Annotated in this window: 19 protein-coding genes and 1 pseudogene; 4 read left to right on the top strand and 16 right to left on the bottom strand. The window is 32.5% G+C overall.

Annotated elements, in window-relative coordinates; all coding sequences use genetic code 11:
- Positions 1–112 precede the first annotated feature (112 nt).
- From V6C74_RS10130 to tagG, 15 genes are all read right to left on the bottom strand, one after another.
- Complete coding sequence (locus V6C74_RS10130; RefSeq protein WP_002452652.1) at positions 113–1,180, bottom strand: membrane protein; 1,068 nt, start codon at positions 1,178–1,180, stop codon at positions 113–115.
- 174 nt (positions 1,181–1,354) lie between these two features.
- A complete protein-coding gene (locus tag V6C74_RS10135; RefSeq protein WP_002452651.1) occupies positions 1,355–1,855 on the bottom strand; it encodes a hypothetical protein in 501 nt (166 codons plus the stop codon).
- A gap of 63 nt (positions 1,856–1,918) precedes the next feature.
- Positions 1,919–2,296, bottom strand: coding sequence for a dihydroxyacetone kinase phosphoryl donor subunit DhaM (dhaM, locus tag V6C74_RS10140; RefSeq protein WP_002452650.1), 378 nt, complete (start codon positions 2,294–2,296; stop codon positions 1,919–1,921).
- 2 nt (positions 2,297–2,298) lie between these two features.
- The gene (gene dhaL / locus V6C74_RS10145; protein WP_002452649.1) at positions 2,299–2,874 is read right to left on the bottom strand and encodes a dihydroxyacetone kinase subunit DhaL; all 576 of its coding nucleotides are present in this window, start codon (positions 2,872–2,874) and stop codon (positions 2,299–2,301) included.
- A 41-nt stretch (positions 2,875–2,915) separates the two neighbouring features.
- Positions 2,916–3,884 carry a dihydroxyacetone kinase subunit DhaK gene (gene dhaK / locus V6C74_RS10150; protein WP_002452648.1) on the bottom strand — a complete coding sequence of 323 codons (969 nt, stop codon included), beginning with the start codon at positions 3,882–3,884 and terminating at the stop codon, positions 2,916–2,918.
- Positions 3,885–4,137: 253 nt separating this feature from the next.
- On the bottom strand, positions 4,138–5,154 hold the full coding sequence (locus V6C74_RS10155) for an iron ABC transporter permease (protein WP_016898365.1): 1,017 nt from the start codon (positions 5,152–5,154) through the stop codon (positions 4,138–4,140).
- A complete protein-coding gene (locus tag V6C74_RS10160) occupies positions 5,151–6,155 on the bottom strand; it encodes an iron ABC transporter permease (protein ID WP_103175514.1) in 1,005 nt (334 codons plus the stop codon). Before V6C74_RS10160 ends, V6C74_RS10155 begins: the two co-directional genes overlap by 4 nt.
- Positions 6,156–6,181: 26 nt before the next feature.
- Positions 6,182–6,979 (bottom strand): ABC transporter ATP-binding protein, encoded by a 798-nt coding sequence (locus tag V6C74_RS10165; RefSeq protein ID WP_016898367.1) that lies wholly within the window; start codon positions 6,977–6,979, stop codon positions 6,182–6,184.
- 249 nt (positions 6,980–7,228) lie between these two features.
- Complete coding sequence (locus tag V6C74_RS10170) at positions 7,229–8,062, bottom strand: YitT family protein (protein ID WP_002452644.1); 834 nt, start codon at positions 8,060–8,062, stop codon at positions 7,229–7,231.
- A gap of 798 nt (positions 8,063–8,860) precedes the next feature.
- The gene (locus tag V6C74_RS10175) at positions 8,861–10,090 is read right to left on the bottom strand and encodes a nucleoside transporter C-terminal domain-containing protein (protein WP_002452643.1); all 1,230 of its coding nucleotides are present in this window, start codon (positions 10,088–10,090) and stop codon (positions 8,861–8,863) included.
- Positions 10,091–10,371: 281 nt separating this feature from the next.
- Positions 10,372–12,099 (bottom strand): ABC transporter ATP-binding protein, encoded by a 1,728-nt coding sequence (locus V6C74_RS10180; protein ID WP_002452642.1) that lies wholly within the window; start codon positions 12,097–12,099, stop codon positions 10,372–10,374.
- Between the two features lie 356 nt (positions 12,100–12,455).
- On the bottom strand, positions 12,456–12,854 hold the full coding sequence (tagD, locus tag V6C74_RS10185; RefSeq protein WP_002441318.1) for a glycerol-3-phosphate cytidylyltransferase: 399 nt from the start codon (positions 12,852–12,854) through the stop codon (positions 12,456–12,458).
- 136 nt (positions 12,855–12,990) lie between these two features.
- Entirely contained in the window at positions 12,991–14,055 is a 1,065-nt protein-coding gene (locus V6C74_RS10190; RefSeq protein WP_002452641.1) for a glycosyltransferase family 2 protein, read from the bottom strand.
- The gene (tarB, locus tag V6C74_RS10195; protein WP_029625729.1) at positions 14,052–15,146 is read right to left on the bottom strand and encodes a teichoic acid glycerol-phosphate primase TarB; all 1,095 of its coding nucleotides are present in this window, start codon (positions 15,144–15,146) and stop codon (positions 14,052–14,054) included. The genes V6C74_RS10190 and tarB overlap by 4 nt, the downstream gene beginning before the upstream one ends.
- Positions 15,147–15,316: 170 nt before the next feature.
- Positions 15,317–16,129, bottom strand: coding sequence for a teichoic acids export ABC transporter permease subunit TagG (gene tagG, locus V6C74_RS10200; protein ID WP_002452639.1), 813 nt, complete (start codon positions 16,127–16,129; stop codon positions 15,317–15,319).
- A 170-nt stretch (positions 16,130–16,299) separates the two neighbouring features.
- Between tagG and tagH the strand changes: the two genes are divergently transcribed.
- From tagH to V6C74_RS10215, 3 genes and pseudogenes are all read left to right on the top strand, one after another.
- A complete protein-coding gene (tagH, locus tag V6C74_RS10205; protein WP_002452638.1) occupies positions 16,300–17,094 on the top strand; it encodes a teichoic acids export ABC transporter ATP-binding subunit TagH in 795 nt (264 codons plus the stop codon).
- 205 nt (positions 17,095–17,299) lie between these two features.
- Positions 17,300–17,658 (top strand): annotated as a pseudogene (locus V6C74_RS10210) (DUF2294 domain-containing protein).
- Between the two features lie 217 nt (positions 17,659–17,875).
- Entirely contained in the window at positions 17,876–18,901 is a 1,026-nt protein-coding gene (locus tag V6C74_RS10215; RefSeq protein WP_016898371.1) for an NAD-dependent formate dehydrogenase, read from the top strand.
- A gap of 444 nt (positions 18,902–19,345) precedes the next feature.
- On the opposite strand, the gene tarA is transcribed toward V6C74_RS10215, so the two are convergent.
- Positions 19,346–20,107 (bottom strand): N-acetylglucosaminyldiphosphoundecaprenol N-acetyl-beta-D-mannosaminyltransferase TarA, encoded by a 762-nt coding sequence (gene tarA, locus V6C74_RS10220; RefSeq protein ID WP_002452635.1) that lies wholly within the window; start codon positions 20,105–20,107, stop codon positions 19,346–19,348.
- Between the two features lie 268 nt (positions 20,108–20,375).
- Here tarA and V6C74_RS10225 point away from each other — a divergent pair, with 268 nt between their 5' ends.
- Positions 20,376–21,122, top strand: a complete 747-nt coding sequence (locus tag V6C74_RS10225; RefSeq protein ID WP_002452634.1) for a M50 family metallopeptidase — start codon at positions 20,376–20,378, stop codon at positions 21,120–21,122.
- The last annotated feature ends 10 nt before the right edge of the window (positions 21,123–21,132 follow it).

Raw genomic sequence — 21,132 nt, forward strand, 5'->3', positions numbered from 1 at the left:
TAACTTTTCCCGAAAAATAAAGAAAAAGCAATTCACCTTTTAATTGAACGATGAATTGCTTTTAAGATTAAATCAATCATTTTAAATTGTAAAGTGTATACAAAATGACAACTTATGCAATGTGTTTCTTGTCATCATTTTTACGTTTGAAGTACTTGATAAGTACTGCTACAACGATAAACATACCAACAACGCCCATAAATTTATATAGAACGTTGATTAAATCGGCAAATCCTACGAAACTTAGAACATAAGCTGCAATCATCATTATGATGATAAAGATATGATATTTCTTGCTATATGGTTCAGTAAAACGTGCTGCGAATGAATAACATAGTCCTAAAATTGTGTTATACATAACAGCTAACATAATAATAGTTAATACTAAACCAATCCATGGATTAATAGAGTTAGCTAAGTCTAATGTAGGAATATCTGCGTTTTTGATTTTTGGATATTCTGTTTGTAATGAAAAGTTAATTAATGCAAGTAAGATGGTATAAATGACACCACCAAACATCGCACCGGCACCTGAGACTCTACGCTTAGAGGCATCGCCACCAATAGCAACGACTGTACTAAAGCCAACTGCAAAGGCAAGACCTCCGTAAACAAGTCCCCAAAATATACCTTTCCATGCACTTGTTTCTGGTACCGTACTGTTGACTTGAGAAATTGAGATATCACCAGTAAATAAATAATAAACTGCAATAAGGATAACCATAATAATTAGAAATGGTGTAACAATCCCTAAAGCTCTAACAATTTTATTAAAATCAAGTAATAAAGTTAAATAAATTATAATTGTCATGATCAAGGCGCCTAGCCAAGTAGGTATATTGAAACTTTGGTTAAACGTTGATCCTGAACCGGCAATCATTGTTACAGCAATACCAAACAAGAAGAAGACTAGAATATAGTCAAACACTTTACTAAATTTCTCACCAAATATATATTGTAAAGTAGATTCATGGTTGGTAGCTTCGAAGGCTGTACCAATTTTAGCTACTTGTCTACCGATAAATCCTAGAATGAAACCTGAGATTAAAACACCGATATAAGACCATAAACCAAATGGTGTAAAGAATTGCATAACTTCTTGACCAGTTGAGAATCCTGCCCCTACAACGATGCCGACATAAGCAAATCCTATTTTTATTGCTTCTTTATTCAGCCCCATTTAAAAAATTACCTCCCTAGATTTTCACAGTGAGAATTATAACGTACTGTTTTTTATTTTCAACCCCACCTCTTAGACTTATACATTAATGCATAAAACTAGAGAAAACTGTATAAAAATAGCCATTAAAGTATGGTAACTCTAATGGCATTATAAAGAGATAAATACGTTTAACTATCGTGCATCTCTATGTTTGTTTAATTCATTAATATCGACAACAATGTTGTCCATACGTTTTGCAGTGTCTTTAAGCACATTACGTGCTACATTATTATTAGGATCAAGTTTAAGAATACGTTTAGCTACATCAAATGCTTTCTTATCAGAAATGACAGGCTCTGGAATTGCGTGAAGCAATAACATTTGTAGTAAACTTTTAACTTCATTTCCGTTAGTGAGTTTTATGGAAGACTCAGCGTGATAGTATGCTGAATCTAAAGCACCTTCGTATTCACTCATTGGATAAACAAGTAGTAAAAATGCTAAATCATGCAATTCAGATGTTTCTTCATTCCTAATTAAATCTAAAATGCATGTATAAAACATCATACTCTCTACTTCATGAGCGCTAGAAATATATGCCTCTTCAAATTCCATAAAATCTGCTTCGGACATTAATTGTCGTATCTGCTCGAATTCGCCATTCAATACATGTTTCTTTATAAGGTGTTGCATGGCTATGTCCTCCTATTATCCAGATTTTATTTAACAATTATAACTATAATATCATAATTTTAGTTAATTTTCACTTGAAAAAGAAGTACGATAAACTTCGTCAATTGCTTCTTCAATACTACCACCAGTAGACAGCTTAACGGACGCTGTAAAACTACCTTCTACTAGTGGCGCATTTACTTTAACAACTTGATGAGAGCCTTCATACATTTCTATTGCCATATCTAAATTCATTTCGGCAGAACCTAAATCAAAAAAGCATAACGCATCATCTTCAAGATGATTAATTGTATTTTGGATGCTATTAAAAGAGGTACCTATATAACCATCATCTGTGCCTCCACATGCTAAAACGTTAACGTCACTTACCATTTGTTCAAGTAATTGTTTTGCACCGTTTGCAACATCAGCACTATGACTTACTAATACTATTGTAGGCATATTTACTCATCTCCTATTAACGCATTAAGTATATAAACCATACTTTGTGCACCAGGATCAATGTAACCTTTAGAATTCTCTTTAAAGTATGCAGCACGTCCCTTCGTTGCTATCATATTTTTAGTGTCATCAGCATAACTTTGTAATTTATCCAAGGTCACTTTTTCATCTTGTTGTAGTGCTTCGCTTGCTCTTTCGACAACATCATACATAGTCTTTTCATTTAATTCAACTTTTCCTCTTTGGGCTATTGCATCTGCGAATGTTTTTAATAATTCTTTCAAATTATCCTTATCAATCTCATCATTAACAACATTAGACATTTTTACGAAACTAAAGCCATATAAAGGTCCAGATGCTCCACCAATATTAGACATCAATGTCATTCCAGTTGATTTAAACAACGAAGCCATATCTTTATCATCGATATTATCTTTTAAATGTGAAAATCCTCTTTCCATGTTTACACCATGGTCTCCGTCACCAATTGATCTATCTAAATCAGTCAATTCTGATTCTTTATTTTGAAAAGTATCCACTAAACTTAATAATTGCGTTTTCATTTGTTCTACGTTCAAACCTAACACCTCTATATTGTATATTTATTCACAATTTTATTCTATGAGTTAAAATAACGACTTGTTGTAGGTGCTAAAAATGCTGTTAACCACTCTTTTTTAGCGGGAACCATTGTAATAGAGAACCCTTGCATATCAAGTGATGTCATGAAATCACCTACATACCAATGTTTTACCCCATAATGCTTCTTATCAAATAAATCTTTAAGATATTTAGTTACACTATTGAGTTCAGATAGTGGTGTTCCTCCCATACCATTAACCATTACAATATATTCTTCACCGGAAATTTCTTTCTCTAATTCTTCTACTAATGTTGAGACAATTTGATCTACGGGTTGAATATCTTCTCGACGTAAACCTTTTTCACCATGGATACCTATGCCAATTTCCATTTCATTGTCTTCAATATCAAAGCCATATTGACCTGTGGTAGGAACCATAGGAGGTGTTAAAGCCATACCAACGGTTTTTATTTCAGATAACATTAACTCTACCTTCTCTTTTATTTCAGATAAAGCTACTCCTTTTTCAGATAAAAAGCCTGCATACTTATGAACTAAAACTGTCCCCGCTACACCTCTTCTTTGTTCAGGGGTACTAATTGCAATATCATCTCTAACTATTACTGTTTCAACTTGTATATCTTCCATTTCAGCCATTTCTTGCGCCATTTCAAAGTTCATTACATCACCAGCATAGTTTTTAACAATAAGTAGAACACCATCACCAGTGTGAACGGCTCTAATAGCTTCTAAAATTTTATCTGGGGTTGGAGAAGTGAAAACCTCACCACATACTGCAGCATCAAGCATCCCTTGCGCGACATAACCAGCATGTGCAGGTTCATGACCGCTTCCACCTCCTGATACAAGTGCTACACCAGTTTGTTTTTTATCTTTTCGTACTACAACTGTGTCTTCAATAACGTCTAATTCAGGATTTGCTACTTTTAAGCCTTTTAACATATCACTTAAAAACTGTTGTCTATCTTTTATTAATTTCTTCATAAAAATCCCTCCTTATTACTTTATCATCATTATAAAACAGCCTATAGGCAATCGCTAATATAAAGTATGTCTTCAATAAAATGTTCACAAAGCATATCTATTATTTTTTATAATAAGAAGAATTATAAAAAGCCTTTAAATGGATATGTTCTCTAAGAATAATCCATTTAAAGGCTTTTTATTTAGCGTTATTTTAAGAAATATCATTACGCCTAATATTTAAATTTAGTGTTCCACTTATTTATTAATTCGACTATACACTTTTTGTCCTATACATTAAATATAAGAAGTATGGTGCTCCTATAATAGCAACTACTATACCTGCTGGAACTCCTGACGGTTGAAGAATAACCTTTCCTAAAGTATCAGAAAAAACAAGTAACAATGCGCCAATTAATATTGCAATTGGTAAAAAAAGTTGATGTCTTGGTCCGACTATACGTTTAGCAATATGTGGACCCATTAAGCCTATAAATGAAATTGCACCAGCAACTGCTACAGCGACTGAAGATAAAATAACCCCTATAAAGAATAACACGATTCTTTCACGTTCAACTTTAACGCCTAATCCCTTAGCCACATGTTCATGTGTATTGATAATATTTAACTCATTTGATTTTAATAACAGATATGGCACGATAATAATAACCCAAGGAATAAACGCGAGGACAAATGTCCAATCATCTCCCCAAATATTACCTGCAAACCAAGATGCCATAAATTCTGATTGGTCTTCATCAAATTTTGACATAAGGGTAATAGAACCCCCATATAATGCCGTTTGCATACCTACACCTATTAAAACCATACTTGCAGGTGTTAAACCACTATATTTATTTACACTAAAAACAAATATCACTAAAGCTGTAGCTATTCCACCAACTAAACTGATAATAGGTAAAACATATACGAAATTATCTGGTTTGACTTGTCCAATTGCAACAAACAATGCTATCGCAAAGCCTCCACCTGCATTAATTCCTAAAATCCCAGGTTCGGCTATAGGGTTTTTCGTAACACTTTGAACAACGGCACCACTCATACTTAGTGCTGCTCCTGCTAAAATTGTAATCAACATACGAGGAAGTCTGAAATCAATTAAAATAAGTGAATCTGTATAATCACCCTGACCAATTAATGTTTTAAAGAAATTAGGCACAGGAATTTTATATTCTCCTGAAGCAATACTCCAAGTACATGCTGCAAAAAGTAGTATCGAAAATACGATAAAAGTAATTATTTGTTTACGTCTTAACTTCGAGTCAATCATATTGAGCGTCCTCCTTTTTTAACAAGGTATAAAAAGTAAGGTACGCCAATAAAAGAAATAATCGCTCCTACGGGGGCTTCGCCTAGTAGTCTCGCAAGCATGTCAGCAACTAATACTAATATACCGCCAAATAATGCAGTAAGTGGAATCACTTTTGAATAATCTGTACCTATCATAAAGCGAACAATGTGAGGTACCATTAAACCTACAAAAGCAATTTGTCCAACCATTGCCACAGCGACGCCAGCTAGTATCATTGATAAAATTAAGCTTAGTCCACGAATCGCAGACACGTTTTGACCTAATCCCTTAGCAAGTGATTCACCTAAATTTAAAATAGTAAGTTGCTTGCTTATAGCTAAAATTATAATTAATGTAACGATAATTATTGGGCCACTCCATATAAGCTGCGCCCACGTTGTGCCTGATATTCCTCCAGCACTCCAAAAAGTAAGAGATTGATTTAACCTGAATATTAGAGCAACACCTTGACTTAGTGCCGTTAATAACGCACTTATTGCAGCACCAGCTAAGATAATACGCATAGGATTAAATCCATCACGTCTTGACCGACCAATCATTAAAACGATAAAGCCACCCAAAAGTGCACCTAAAAATCCACATACCATAAGTAATAAAAATGGTGCTTCAGTATAAAAAGCATACATCAATGCCAACCCAAAAGTTGCACCTGAATTGAGTCCAATTAAACTTGGATCAGCAAGACCATTCTTAGTTACACCTTGGATAACAGCACCAGCCACAGCTAGGGCCATCCCTACCAGAACTGCGCCTAAGTCTCTAGGTATTCTAATTTCACTGATAATATTATGATTTTGATTTTTAGGATTATAATTGAAAATTGCATCAAATATAGTAGGGATATCAACATGTGCTTTCCCAAATAATATAGAAAGAAATAGTGCTAGTATTAGCACTATTACTCCTCCAATTAAAAACGATATAAACTTAAAGTTTCCAGTTTTCTTTTTTTCTAACATTGCATTTTTATCCTTTGTCTTCCCAATTACGAGTATGTCTTACTAAACAAATCATAAGTTACAAGTAGAGGTTTACCTGTTCGAGGATCTTCATCTAATACAACATCTATATTGAACACTTTTTCTAAAATATCTTTAGTAAGTACTTCTTGTGTTGTACCATTTGCTACAATATTCCCCTCTTTCATAGCAATTAAATGATCAGAGAATCGAATAGCTTGGTTAATATCATGCAATACCATGACAATCGTACAACCTTGTTCTTTATTCAATTTCTGCACAAGTTCAAGTATTTCTAATTGATGACAAATATCTAAATAAGTTGTAGGTTCATCTAAGAATATAATATCTGTACGCTGTGCTAATGCCATTGCTATCCACACACGCTGTCTTTGACCACCACTTAAATCATTAATTGAGCGATGACGGAATTCACTAGTACCAGTGACTGATAATGCCCAATCGATTTCTTTTTTATCTTCTGCTGTTAAACGGCCAAACCCTTTTTGATGAGGGAAACGCCCGTAAGATACGAGTTCACCTACCGTTAAACCGTCAGCAACTTCAGGTGATTGTGGAAGTATCGCAATCTTCTTCGCAATTTCTTTGGTGGACTGAGCATGAATACTCTGACCATCTAAATGAATTGCACCGTCTTTAATAGACAACAAGCGTGATAACGCTTTAAGCAATGTAGATTTGCCGCAACCATTCGGACCAATTATAGAAGTCACTTTACCGTCTGGAACTTCTACATCTAAATTATTAATAATCGTAGTATCACCGTAACCAATTTTAACTTGTTCACCGTTTAAACGACTCATAATTCCCCTACTTTCATCTAAATAATACATTTTATATCGTAAAAACATTAAATTTATTTTATCGTGTTAATTATTTCATTATCGGATGTAATTGATAATCATTATCATAGACTTCATTATAACATCTATAGCTTTTGATGACTAACAAATATTTTTATCAATAGGTTAAATTATATATTTTTGAAAAATGACGACAAAAAAGCGGGACAGAAAGGATTTCCGCCCCGCTTTTCACTATATAAAATAATGCTATTCATCTAGTAAGAAACCATTACCATATACATCTCTCACATCGTGAATAACTAAAAATGCATTTTCATCAATATTTCTAATAATACGTTTAGCACGTGAGACCTGTGTTTTAGAGATAACTACATATAAAACATCTTTCTCTTTACGTGTGTAATATCCATGTCCATTGAGTATTGTTAACCCTCTACCGACTTGTTCATCAATGGCTTTAGCTACCTCATCAGGTGTACTTGAAATAATTGTCATTGCTTTCTTGGTGTTTAATCCTTCGATTACATATTCCATTACTTTAGTTCCTATATATAAAGAAATAATAGTTACTAAAACCTTGTTTAATGAAATTTGAGTTAGAGATATTAATACCACAAGTAAATCAAAGAAAAGCAATGCATATGGAGTACTGATATCTAAATATTTATTAACAATTCTAGCCAATATGACTGTACCAGCAGTTGTACCTCCAGCTAATACGACGAGTCCGATACCAACACCTACGCAAGTACCACCAAAAACAGCGTTAACAATTACATTACCTGTATGCACGTGCCATGAATCAGTAAGGTCTAAAAAGATAGACATTAAAATGGTTGCTACTACTGTTAAGTACATACTACGTTTACTCAAAAACTTATAACCAATGATGATTAATACAGCATTAACTACAAAGTTAGTAATCGCAGGTGATAAATGAAACGCATAATATAATACAATCGCAATACCGGTAACTCCTCCCTCACCTAAGTTACCAGAAATAATAAAAGCATTAACTCCTGCTGAGAAAATGAATGATCCAGCAATAACTAATAATATATCTCTGATTGTTCTTTTCATTCAACCACCCCTTTATTTTCTCTTAATATAAAAATGGTAGCACAAGCATGTAAAATTCCACAACACCACTTCTACAAAATCTTTTATATTTAACAAAGTCATTTATTAAATAATGTAAAAAATTATAACTTTACTATTATTATCTTCTCATTTTGCATTAACTCATTAATAAAACACCAATCGACTAACAAATCAAAATATTCTGAATTTTTAATTTACTTATGATGAAAGTTCTGCTATAATTATTTTAACTTCTTGAAAGAGAAGTTATCTCCTTTGTGTTGTTTATAGTAACAAAACAAATTTTGCTCGAAGTACTGTGACAGTACCTAGTCCTTACCGTTACAAGTACATTAATATTCATTTCCCATAAAAGCCAAGTATAAGAAGTGTCTCCTCACTTTCTATACTTGGTTTTTATTATTAGAAAGATCTCACCCTTTCAATAATAAAAAAGATTGTTTCAACAATTTCTTTAACATATTTACGAAATATTATTTTTGGAGATAAGAACTGAAGTTTTTATTGGTAGTGTAAGTTAAATCATGCTATAAATTTTTGAATAGATTGATGTAAAATCACATGTTAATACGTAGTAATAATGGTGAGACTCCAGAAGGAACAGTGTGAGTCGAAGATTACGGCTGATACGGTAGCCTAAAAACGCAAAGCCATACAATTCGAAGTAAAGAATATAAAAGTAACAGTAAGAAGATTCTAACTGAAATCTTCTTACTGCTATTATCTTGGGTAATGATGTCCCAAATGCTTAGAAAAATAAACTTCTTAATATTTAAATTACCAAGCAAATAATCCAACAAATGCTGCAGTGAGTAATGAAACTAGAATACCTGCTAATAACATCATTGGCACGTATTTTGATACAAAATCTGACGTTTTCTTATCAACAATTCCTTTTAATGTACCCACAATCATACCTATAGTAGAAAAGTTAGCAAACGACACTAAGAAAGTTGAGATAACCGCTCTATGATGTGGCGAAAGTGAATTGACCTGCTTAGAAACTTCACCCATCACTACAAATTCGTTCGTAACAATTTTCTTAGCCATTTGTTGAGCAACTTCCCACGCTTCATTCCACGGCAATCCAAGTAATAAAGCGAATGGATACATGAAGACACCTAAAATTTGATTTAATCCAAAGCTACCTTTCCAACCAAAACCATGTGCAATCAGACCAGTGATCAAATGAATAAAACGATCAATTAAATCAGCTAGCGCTACGAAACTAATTACAAACGCGATGATAATAAGCACTAGCTTACCAGCTGCTAAAACTGAATCTCCTAAGAAAGAGAAGAATGGTTGGCGTTCTTCTTGATGATCCTTAATGCTGTAAATAACGTCTTCTTTTTCCTCAACAGAAACTGGATTCAGAATAGACGACACGATGATTGCGTTAATTATGTTTAGAGGAATAGCTGTCAAAACAAGCTCACCAGGTATCATTTGAACATATGCACCAACGATAGCTCCTGAAACCGAACTCATAGACATCATAGCTAAAGTTAATACACGCATTTCATTCATACGTTTCAATTGTTCATTAGAAACCGCTAAAGCTTCAGTATTGCCTAAGAACATCATTTCCACACCAAAGAATGATTCAAATTTTGGTTGACGAGTAACCTTAGCAAGTAACCAGCCAATGCCTCCAATAATCTTTGGAAGTATATTAAAATACATTAAAATATCAAATAATGGTACAACTAATAAGATAGGAAATAACGCGCTAATAGCCATATCCATCTGCTTTCCAGAGGTGAAACTAGCAAAAGCGAATCCAGTTCCCTTATGCGCAGATTCTATTACCCATGCTATTCCATTTGCCGCACCTTTTACTCCATTTCTTCCCCATGGAAAATAAATAAAGAACCATGCTAAGAACAAATTCAAGATGACTAAAATCAGTATCGATTTCCATTGAATATTTTTACGGTCTCTTGAAAAAATAACCGCAATACCCAAAAATACGATTAACCCAATGATATTAATTAGTAAAAACATTTGGCACCTACCTATTAATTTATTTTCATAAAAAAATTAAACATCCAATATATATTGTAGCAAGACTATAAAACTCTTTAAGAAGGGCTTCTCAATTTGAAACTAATTATAACCCGTACTTTATAACATTATGTATATCTAGCGTTCTTTTAATCTTACAAGAGACATTATACCACTTGTAAAAATAGGTTAAAATATTGGCTTTACGAAAAAACCACAATATTTAAGGAGACATTTAATAAAAAAACACGCTCCACATGATAGTGGAACGTGCTATAAACTTAGTCTGATAATTTTTGAGATGTGACAAAGTTTTTATATTTTTCATGTGATGCCATTAATTCACCATGAGTACCTTTACCAGTGACTTGGCCTTTATCAATAAAGATAATTTGTCCTGCTTTTTTAATAGTGGAAAGTCGATGCGCAATCACTACTGTTGTTCTACCTTCCATTAACGTCTCAAGTGCTTCTTGTATTTTAACTTCACTTTCACTATCTAAATTGGCAGTAGCCTCATCTAATAATAAAATATCTGGGTTCTTAACAAAACTTCTCGCAATATCAATACGTTGACGTTGACCACCAGATAACTTAAGGCCTCTTTCACCTACCATAGTGTCATAGCCTTCATCAAATTGCATGATGAATTCATGGCAATTCGCAAGTTTAGCATATTCAATTAATTCATCATCTGTAACTTTTCTATTGATACCATATAGTATATTATCTCGAATTGAACCACTCATCATTGAGTTAGATTGCATAACGTAACCAATTTTATTACGCCATTTAGACAATGGAATGTCATATATACTGCGATGATTATATTTAATGTCTCCACTTTCAATATCATACATACGTTCAATTAAATTGAAAATCGTACTTTTACCTGAACCTGAAGGACCCACAAAGGCACTTACCTTGCCTTGAGGTATATTAAATGTAACATCATTTAAGATTTTCTTAACATCATATTTGAAATCTACATTTTCAAAACTTAGCTCGCCATCTTCAACGATTTCATCTTTAGATTCAGATAATGCTTCAGTTGGTTCGATTGGTTCTTGCATGATTTCATGTATACGCTGACTTGCACCAACAGCTCTTTTATAATCTGTAACCAACGTTGATAAGTTGATTAAAGGCATTGAAAGTTGGATAACATAGAAAATCATAGCGATTAATGTACCCGGCGTAATAGCACCTGTACCAATTTCTAGGGCACCGAAGCCCAAAATAATCGCAATTGTAAGTAACATAACCACACCTGAAATTGGTTGTACAATTGCTGAAATTTTAGCTTGTTTCAAGCCAAGATGATAAATCTTTTTCAAATTCACATGTGCATTATCTAACTCTAATCTTTCAGTATTAGAAACTTTAACTAGTCTCATTTCAGTAAGTACACGACCGAGTAAACCACTAAAGTTAGCTATTTCAGATTGTGTATTTGTAGAAATCTTTTGCATTACTCGACCAAGTGGAATCATGATAAAGACAAATATAGGTATCGTAATAAATGTAAGTAATGTTAATTTCCAATCCATGATAAATAACATTACTAAAGAACCTATTAAAGTTAATACTGATGGTAATAAATTTGGTAATTTTTGAGATATAAATTCATTAATAACCTTTGTGTCATCAGTGAGACGACTCATTAACTGGCCACTTTCGTTTTTATCAAAGAACGGCATTTTTAATTGGATGATATGTTCCCACAATATAGAACGAATGGCATAAATAATTTTCTCACCAATTTTACTAAGTAAATAAAGGCCGACACCACTTAGTAACGCGTTAACTAAGAAAATAGCGCCAAAAATTCCTATCATGCCCCAATTAATACTACTTACAGAGAATTTATCTACAATACGGCCTGTAAATAATGGCACTAATAGCCCACTTAAACTTCCTAACGAAGTAATAATAACCGCTGCAATGATTAACCCATATGGCCATGAAAGCCTCTTAAATAAGAAAAATAAAGGGTTTTGTTGTTTCATAATTTTACCTCGTCTTAAATTGTCATATTTTCATTTTGCTCAATCATACTATAAATCCATTTCTATCCCAAATAATAATACATTTAACAATCTATTAAATGATTAAAATGATTTTGCTTTATTAAATATGATAAACAAAAAAGCTTATCAAGTTCTGTAAAATAATTCTTATTAATTCCCTTTATTTTAAGCTATTTACGTTCATTATAACTTTGTACTTCGCATTAAGTATTATAACACCTTTTAGTTCAACTGACGAAGGTGCACATCAATAATTTTACACAATAATGATTTAATTCCTATATAAAAAATATGCGCACCACTATAAGTAGTACGCATGCATATGGATTTAAAAGTTATTTCGCATCTTTTCCATATAATTCTTGTTTAATCTTAGTTGTTGAAATACCTTCTGTACGATTAAGATAAATCACTTCGCATTTATCTTTTAAGAAATCAAATTCGCCTTCCCAATCGTGACCCATAACAAAGACATCAACATCAAAACGATCAACATCTTTTTCTTTTTGGCCCCATCCTTCTTCTGGGATTACTAAATCTACATAACGAATAGACTCTAACATCATTTTACGTTGTTCATAATCATAGTATGACTTTTTATTTTTTATTTGGTTGAATTCATCTGTAGAGAGCGCCACGATTAAATAATCGCCCATTTCACGTGCTCTTCTAAGTAATTCGATATGACCATAGTGTAGTAAATCATATGTACCATAAGTAATTACTCGTTTCATGATACGTATTCTCCTTAACTTAAAATTTAATAAAAATTTACAATCTTAATGTAGCATAAATATTTCACCCTCACCATTATTTCAATATAAGCTAAGGGCACATTAATATAATTTCACAAATTTCGTTACTACAATGTTACTTATTCAATATGCGTTTAAGTGATTGCTTTCCTGAAAATGATGCACGTCTAGGAAGTACTGCAACTTTGAAACGTAAATAACCGGGACGACCTATACCAACACCTTGTAATGTCTTTCTCCACTGTTGATATAACGTTTTCGTCCAATTTGTCGCACTTTGTTCAACAGCTCTTACAATTCTAAACATTGCATTTCCAGAGTAATGCGTATGTTGCATCGCCTTGATATAGGTCGTAACACTATCCATGAATGATTGAGTCATTTGACTATTTTTCATTAAATGCGCTTGTATTAAATAACTTACGATAAGATCATCCATACGATAACTGTAGTATGTCTTTTCATCAATCAGTAACAATAACTCCATGACACGTCGACGCACTTTTAATGCGTCTTTCATATAAGGGAGAAATGTATCAGCACGTTGAGCTGTAACTGAGCCTTCTCTTTCATTATATCCGTAAACAATATTAGGAATAAGTTGAATATCTCTTGCTTTAGAAAAGGCTCTCACAATAAACGTGTGTTCTTCACAGAACACAACATCCTCATCAAAGCGTAACCCTGCATATTTGGCACTAAATAATTTAGCGCCAGGGCCTATCGACTGTAAAATTTTAGGCTTACGATCGAGCGTGACTAACTCATCCAATACGATATCATCATGTGTCGGAATCACTTTCCAATCACCATTAATACCTCTACCCATTTGTCCTATAACTACATCTGTTTCTTCGTTCTTTTGAAAGGCTTCTACCATTAACTCAATTCTACTAGGTAAGAACTCGTCATCTGCATCTAAGAATAAAAATCCTTCAACATCATCAGACATTGCGTCTAATCCAACGTTTCTACTGCGTGCTGCACCTTGATTATCTTGATTAATCACTTTAATATTCTGATGTTCCTTCTGAAGTTCAGTAAGCACGCGCTTTGTATTATCGGTCGAACCATCATTCACACAGATAACTTCATAATCTGACTTAGTATCCACAGAGAGTATTGCTCGTTTAATCGTGTCTTCAGCATTAAATGCCGGAATAATTATTGCTAATTTCATGATTTCACCAACTTATTTATAAAATTGACTAACTCGTTTAAACTTTCTTTAGTATTATATCGATGCCAAGTATTAAATAAAGATTGTAATGGTACATCATTCTCTTTAAGCGCTTGAATTAAACTATTTTCATCAATAAATTTGTAAGCATTCGGTATAGCATAATAAAACGAATTCAATCCTCTAACATTTTCATATTCTTTCTCATCATAGTTATAGAATATGGTAGGTTTATTGAGCAAACTTGCCTCAATTGGCAATGAACTATAATCACTAATAATCACGTCAGCCATAATCATTAAAGAAGTTATATCAATATCTTGTGAGGATTGTCTATCTCTAATCGAAGGATGCAAATGGCTCAATAACGTATAATGAGGTAAGCTTTGTTCAAACTTCTCTTTATTTAAAGTTCGATTTGCAATTTTAGATTCCCTATACGTAGGCACATATATCGCTAATTTATCTTTAATCTGATATTGCGCTTTTAAACTACGTTGTGCTTCTTCAATATCCATATTTAAATACTTTACTAGTCTAGGAAGTCCAAACTTTAACATTTGTTCAGGACGTGCTTCAAATGATTCCTTAAAGCACTGAGCCATTTCCTCTCCGCCTACTAAATAATAGTCTGTTGCATCGTAAACACGCTTATACTGTTCAACCATCGCTTGATTATTTACGTCCACCTGATGGTCAGTCAAACCGAAGTCTTTGAGAGCACCTGCAGCATGCCACGTTTGAATCACAGTCTGTCCTTTCTTTTTATTATATCCACCCATGATAAGATAATACGTATCAATAATAATGACTTTAGCAGAGCTTAGTGCCTTAATATGGCTAATCACTTTTTTATTTCCTGCAGGTATGAACATTATATTTTTCAAATTTTTTAACTGAGCTTGATCTTCCACTTTTCCAACAACTGTAATATTGTATCCTTGATGACTTAATGCTTCAATAATTGGAAACACATCTTGTTTAAAGGTCATCATAACTACAACATGATCTCGATTGATTTTCTTAGGTTTAAATATAATATTTAACACCATAATCATTAACATATATATTTTTTTTATTAGAATTCTCATGTTTTCACCGTCTTTATTTACTCAATCATATTATTAAATTATAAACGATTCTTCCCTTCATAGAAAATGATATTAATGTCTTTAATACTCAGTAATAAGTTGTAGTGTTTGATTATATTTTTCAAAAATAAAACCTTGATCCGCAATAGACCAAGGCAAGGTATAAATCATTATAAGAAATCTGCAAAATGGTCTCTATAACGTTTATGAAGAATAGAGCCAATAATGAAAAATAAAATAATAATACAAATGTTATATAACATCAATTTCCAATGATCAATAAAGTACCATTGATGGAATAATATTGCAGCACGATATGATTCGGCAATGAAATACACTGGGTTAAACATCATAATTCGATGTATTACACCACTCACACCATGATCTTTAGGTACCCATAAAATCGGAGACATATAGAATAATATTCTCATAAGTGCTTGCATAATCATTTGTGTGTCCCTTACAAGTATTCCTAGCGTTGACGTTAACAAAGCTACAGATGAAGTTAATAAAAATGCAAATGGCACATAAATTAACAATTGAACAATATGAATACTTGGTATAATCCCTTTAAACATACAGGCAATTATAATAATTGCTAACAATCCTAAATGGCCATAAAATCTGCTAGTTACAATGTACGTTGGAATAATTGATAATGGAAAATTCATTTTAGCAACTTGATTAAATTTTTGTGAAATTGATTTGGTACCTTCAAGAACACCTTGGTTAATGAAAAACCACATACTAATCCCCACAAGCAACCAAAATACAAATGGAATACCATGTATTGGTGCGTTACTTCTAATTCCTAAACCAAAAACTAGCCAGTAAACCATAATTTGTAGCGCTGGGTTTAAAATTTCCCATGCCATTCCTAAATAGTTACTGTGATTTGAGATTTTAATTTGAAATTGTGCCAGTCTTTGAATTAAATAGAAGTTTTTGAGGTGTTCCTTTAAAACAGTTCCAACTGCTGACATTAAACCCAACCACACTTTCTCATGCAATAGAAATCTATCTATTGTAAAACTTAATTAAATAATATTTTTAAACTTACTTATCGTATTCACTTTACACTAGGTTAATAAATTTAACAACTGATGTGTTGTATATTATAATCTATACAAACGTATATAAGGAAGGTACTAAAATGAGCGTTTCGGTAAATATTGAAAATGTAACTAAAGAATACCGTATATATAGAAATAATAAAGATCGAATTAAAGATGCTTTAATCCCTAAAAATAAAAATAAAACATTTTTCGCTTTAGATGGTGTTTCACTTACCGCACATGAAGGTGACGTCATAGGTCTAGTAGGAATTAATGGTTCCGGAAAGTCTACTTTAAGTAACATGATAGGCGGATCACTCTCCCCTTCCTCAGGAGAAATTGAACGACATGGTGATGTCAGTGTCATTGCAATTAATGCAGGTTTAAATGGTCAACTGACAGGTGTTGAGAACATCGAATTTAAAATGCTGTGTATGGGCTTTAAACGTAAAGAAATCAAAGAATTAATGCCTAAAATCATTGATTTTAGTGAATTAGGTGAATTCATCTATCAACCAGTGAAAAAATATTCCAGTGGTATGCGTGCTAAATTAGGATTTTCAATTAACGTAACTGTTAACCCAGATATTTTAGTCATTGACGAAGCGCTTTCTGTAGGAGATCAAACGTTTACTCAAAAATGTTTAGATAAAATTTATGAATTTAAAGAAGCGAAAAAAACTATTTTCTTCGTTAGTCATAACCTCCGTCAAGTCAGAGAATTCTGTACAAAAATTGCTTGGATTGAAGGTGGCAAATTAAAAGAATTTGGTGAATTAGACAATGTATTACCTAAGTACGAAGAATTCTTAAAAGGTTTCAAAAAGAAATCTAAAGCTGAACAAAAAGCCTTTAGAAGTGAACTAGATGAATCACGTTTTGTAATTAAATAAGCAAATATCATACTTGACTGTCACAATATGCGTTGTTGATAGTTTTTGTGTGCTTTTAAATCTAAGAGTTAAAATCATTATACTTCTCATATGATAATTATTTTCAATTAATTTGAGCTTTACCCTTTTCAAAAATCAAAAGTAGTATTATGATGAAAATAAGAGATACACAAAGTTGTCACAACTGAAACGTAAATTAAAGAGGGTGAAAGAGATAGTATCTAATAAGAGAACCCAACAATTTGCGAATTTAGTACGCTCTTACCGTAAATCTTATATCGGCAAAGGCCCCGAACAAGTTAAAGTCTTTTTCAAAGATAATTGGGCAATATGTCATATGACAGGTAGTTTAAGTAAAGTTGAAAATTTTTATTTGAGAAATAAAGATTTTCAGAGTATGCTTAAATATGGACGTACTGAAGAAATTAAAGAATTATATAAACAGAATCCTCCCGTTGAAATGGAGGAACTTGTTGGAGCAAAATTCGTAAAATTTTTACAGATGTTAATTTAGAAGACGACGAAGTGGTTTCAATCTTCGTATTTGATAAATCAATTGAATAATAAATAGTAAAGTAATCATACTATGGGATTGGTGTAAGGTACTCAGTGCTGTTTGCTAACCCACTTACATTTTAAATGTTTATGAGAATTCATACATTTAAGGAGGTGGTTTAGACAAATAGGCTGAGTATTTTTTTATAAACGTTATAAGTGCTCTCATCATAGAATAGCTAGAAATTTTACTAGATAAAATTCTAAATTTAGGAGTGTATAGATTATGAAAATTGTAGCATTATTCCCAGAAACTGAAGAAGGTTTAGACAATCAATTATTAAATACAGATAAAGCCATCGGTCTTAGAGATTTCTTAAAAGATTCAAACCATGAATTAGTTATCTTAAAAAATGGTGAAGAAGACTTAGATAAACACTTAAGCGATATGGATATTGTTATTAGTGCACCATTCTATCCTGCTTATATAACTAAAGAAAGAATCGAGAAAGCACCTAACTTAAAATTAGCAATCACTGCAGGTGTTGGTTCTGACCACGTTGATTTAGACGCAGCAAGTAAAAATGATGTCGGTGTAGTAGAAGTAACAGGTAGTAATACTGTAAGTGTAGCTGAACATGCCGTAATGGACTTACTTATTGTATTACGTAACTTTATGGAAGGACACCGTCAATCAGTTGAAGGAGAATGGGACTTATCTAAAGTCGGTAACCAAGCTCGTGAACTTCAAAACAAAACAATCGGTATCTTTGGTTTCGGTCGTATTGGTCAATTAGTTGCTGAACGCTTAAAACCATTCAATGTAACTATCCAACACTATGATCCAATTAACCAAAAAGATAACGAAAACTCAAAATTCGTTGAATTCGAAGAACTTGTTAAAACTAGTGATGCAATCACTATTCATGCACCATTAACACCTTCTACTGATAATTTATTCAATGAAGATGTATTAAATAAAATGAAAAAAGGTAGTTATTTAGTCAATACAGCACGTGGTAAAATCGTTAACACTCAAGCATTAGTTGACGCTGTTAATAGCGGTCAAATTCAAGGTTATGCCGGCGACGTTTGGTACCCACAACCAGCTCCAGCTGACCACCCTTGGAGAACTATGCCTAGAAATGGTATGACTATTCATTATTCAGGTATGACTTTAGAATCTCAAAAACGCATTGAAGATGGTGTGAAAGATATTTTAAATCGTTTCTTTAATGATGAAGCTTTCCAAGACAAAGATGTCATCGTTTCAAGCGTAAAAATCTCAAGCTCAAGCTATACAGCTAAATAATTGCACTATAATACGTTAAATTATATTTTCGAATTAACTTTTATTAAAAAATCACTCAACTATTTCAATAATTATAATCCTGAGTATAGTTTAATTGAACGATTATATAACTAAAAGAGGCATTGCTATTAAAAGCGCCATTTAGATTTAATAGTATATATGTACTCTTAGATAGCTTTAGTAAATGTCTTATGGCAAGCCTATAAACGTTATACCTTTCCCAAAAATCAAAAATGTTCTTAGCCATGTAAGTTTCCCTGTTCGCTTATAAAAGGCATTGAACGAGCTTTCACAACCTTGATATTATAAAATTAAATTAACTCAACTCAATTATTTTCTCCCCTTCCCCTGTGAAATAATTGAGACGTAAAATCCCTAAAATCATGTTATCCCTATTCAAATAGAAAGTGAGAGGTGGCCCCCTGAACCACCTCTCACTTTGTTTTATTTTACAGTTTTATTTTTCCTCTTTTGCTTAGCTACTTTTATCATAAATTTTGGAATACTTATCATTCTGCCTATACGCTTCCAATCTATAAGTAAACGGTACACCCATTCGATGTTTAGCTTTTGAAATAGTTTTGGAGCCCGCTTCTTCGCACCACTTAACACTTCAAATGAGCCACCAACACCCATCATAACAGTTTGATTAAATTTGTAACTATGTTTGTGAATCCATTCCTCTTGTTTCGGAAAGCCCATTCCAACAAAGATATAGTCAGGATTAAAACTAGTTATTCGCTTGACCACTGTTTCATCCTCTAGATTAATATATCCGTGATGGTGAGCGAACGTCACATTAGAATATTTCAAATGCAATTTACGTTCAGTCGCTTCGATAATTTCATTTTTAGAACCAAGTAAATAGACACGCTGATGATTTGCATGAGCTATCTTTAAACATTCCTCGAGCAACTCAATCCCTGGCACTCGACGTCTTAAAGGTTGATTTAATCGCTTTGATGCTTTGACTACTCCAGTTCCGTCAGCTACAACATAATCCGAATTATTAATTAAATCCATATACGAAGGATGTTCAGTTGCATAAACAACGATTTCAGGATTAGCTGTCACTATAAATAAATTTTTTTCAGTTTTATTTTCGAAAAATGATTTGATATTCTCAATCATTTGCAACATCGTTGTATTATTAAATTTTACGCCCAATACGTTGACTTTACTGTTATTAAACTGCTCGTTATTCATCAAAATTTGCCCCACTTCACTTCGTGTAGTAATTTATTAGAGAAAATTAATTATAAAGTACTGATAACATTACGCTTAAAAATGTACCGTCTATTTTACCACATCAAAATTTAAACAAGAAATCTTAAACCCCATGAATTACATCTAAAGTCTAAAAGCTAATTCCTAGTTTTTCATTTATAATATTCTATAAATGAACTTATTCAAAATTATCAATTATAATATTCTATAAATGAACTTATTCAAAATTATCAATTCGAGGTTAATTATGTCCTATCTGGAAAACTTTTTCACAACAATCATCCATTTAAATATTTATCTCATCATTGTCATTGGAATAGTATATATTTTGATTCATCAAAACAGACATAAAGGTATCAATCAATTTCTAGATGTCTATTTGAACTATATACCAGTATTAACTCATGAATTTGGTCATGTATTATTTAATCGTCTTGCGGGTGGACGAGCTAAAGATCTAGTTATCGTTACTAGTCCCACTGAAAGACAAACAACATTACAACAAGGTTATGCCATCACTCAATCAAAAAGTTATCTGGGACAATTCATAACCACAATTGGGGGTTACTTAATGCCTCCTGTCATGTTTTTAATTGGTTTAGTTGCTGCACATTATGAACATCCAAGTATTTTTCTAATTGTATATCTTGTTATTTTTATTTATTTTTTAATTTTGACCTCTCGAAAACTATCACCTATTATCGTCATTTTTCTAATTAGTATACTCTTATACTTTATAGTCCAACATGACCATCTTATGATGATGTATGACATTGTATCTTTAAGTTATCATCTCATTTTAGGCATCCTATTAGGTGAAATTATTCAATCTTCATGGACTATATTTAATCTTACTTTCCAACGACCTAAGCCAAGTTGGGATGGAAGTGCTTTAACTGATATTACTAAAGTACCTACAATCATTTATAGTACTATATGGATTGCTTTCAATCTCTACACGATCTATCTACTCATTAAATATACGATTTTATAAAAAAGCTTAA

The sequence above is a fragment of the Staphylococcus capitis subsp. capitis genome, assembly GCF_040739495.1.
GTDB lineage: Bacteria > Bacillota > Bacilli > Staphylococcales > Staphylococcaceae > Staphylococcus > Staphylococcus capitis.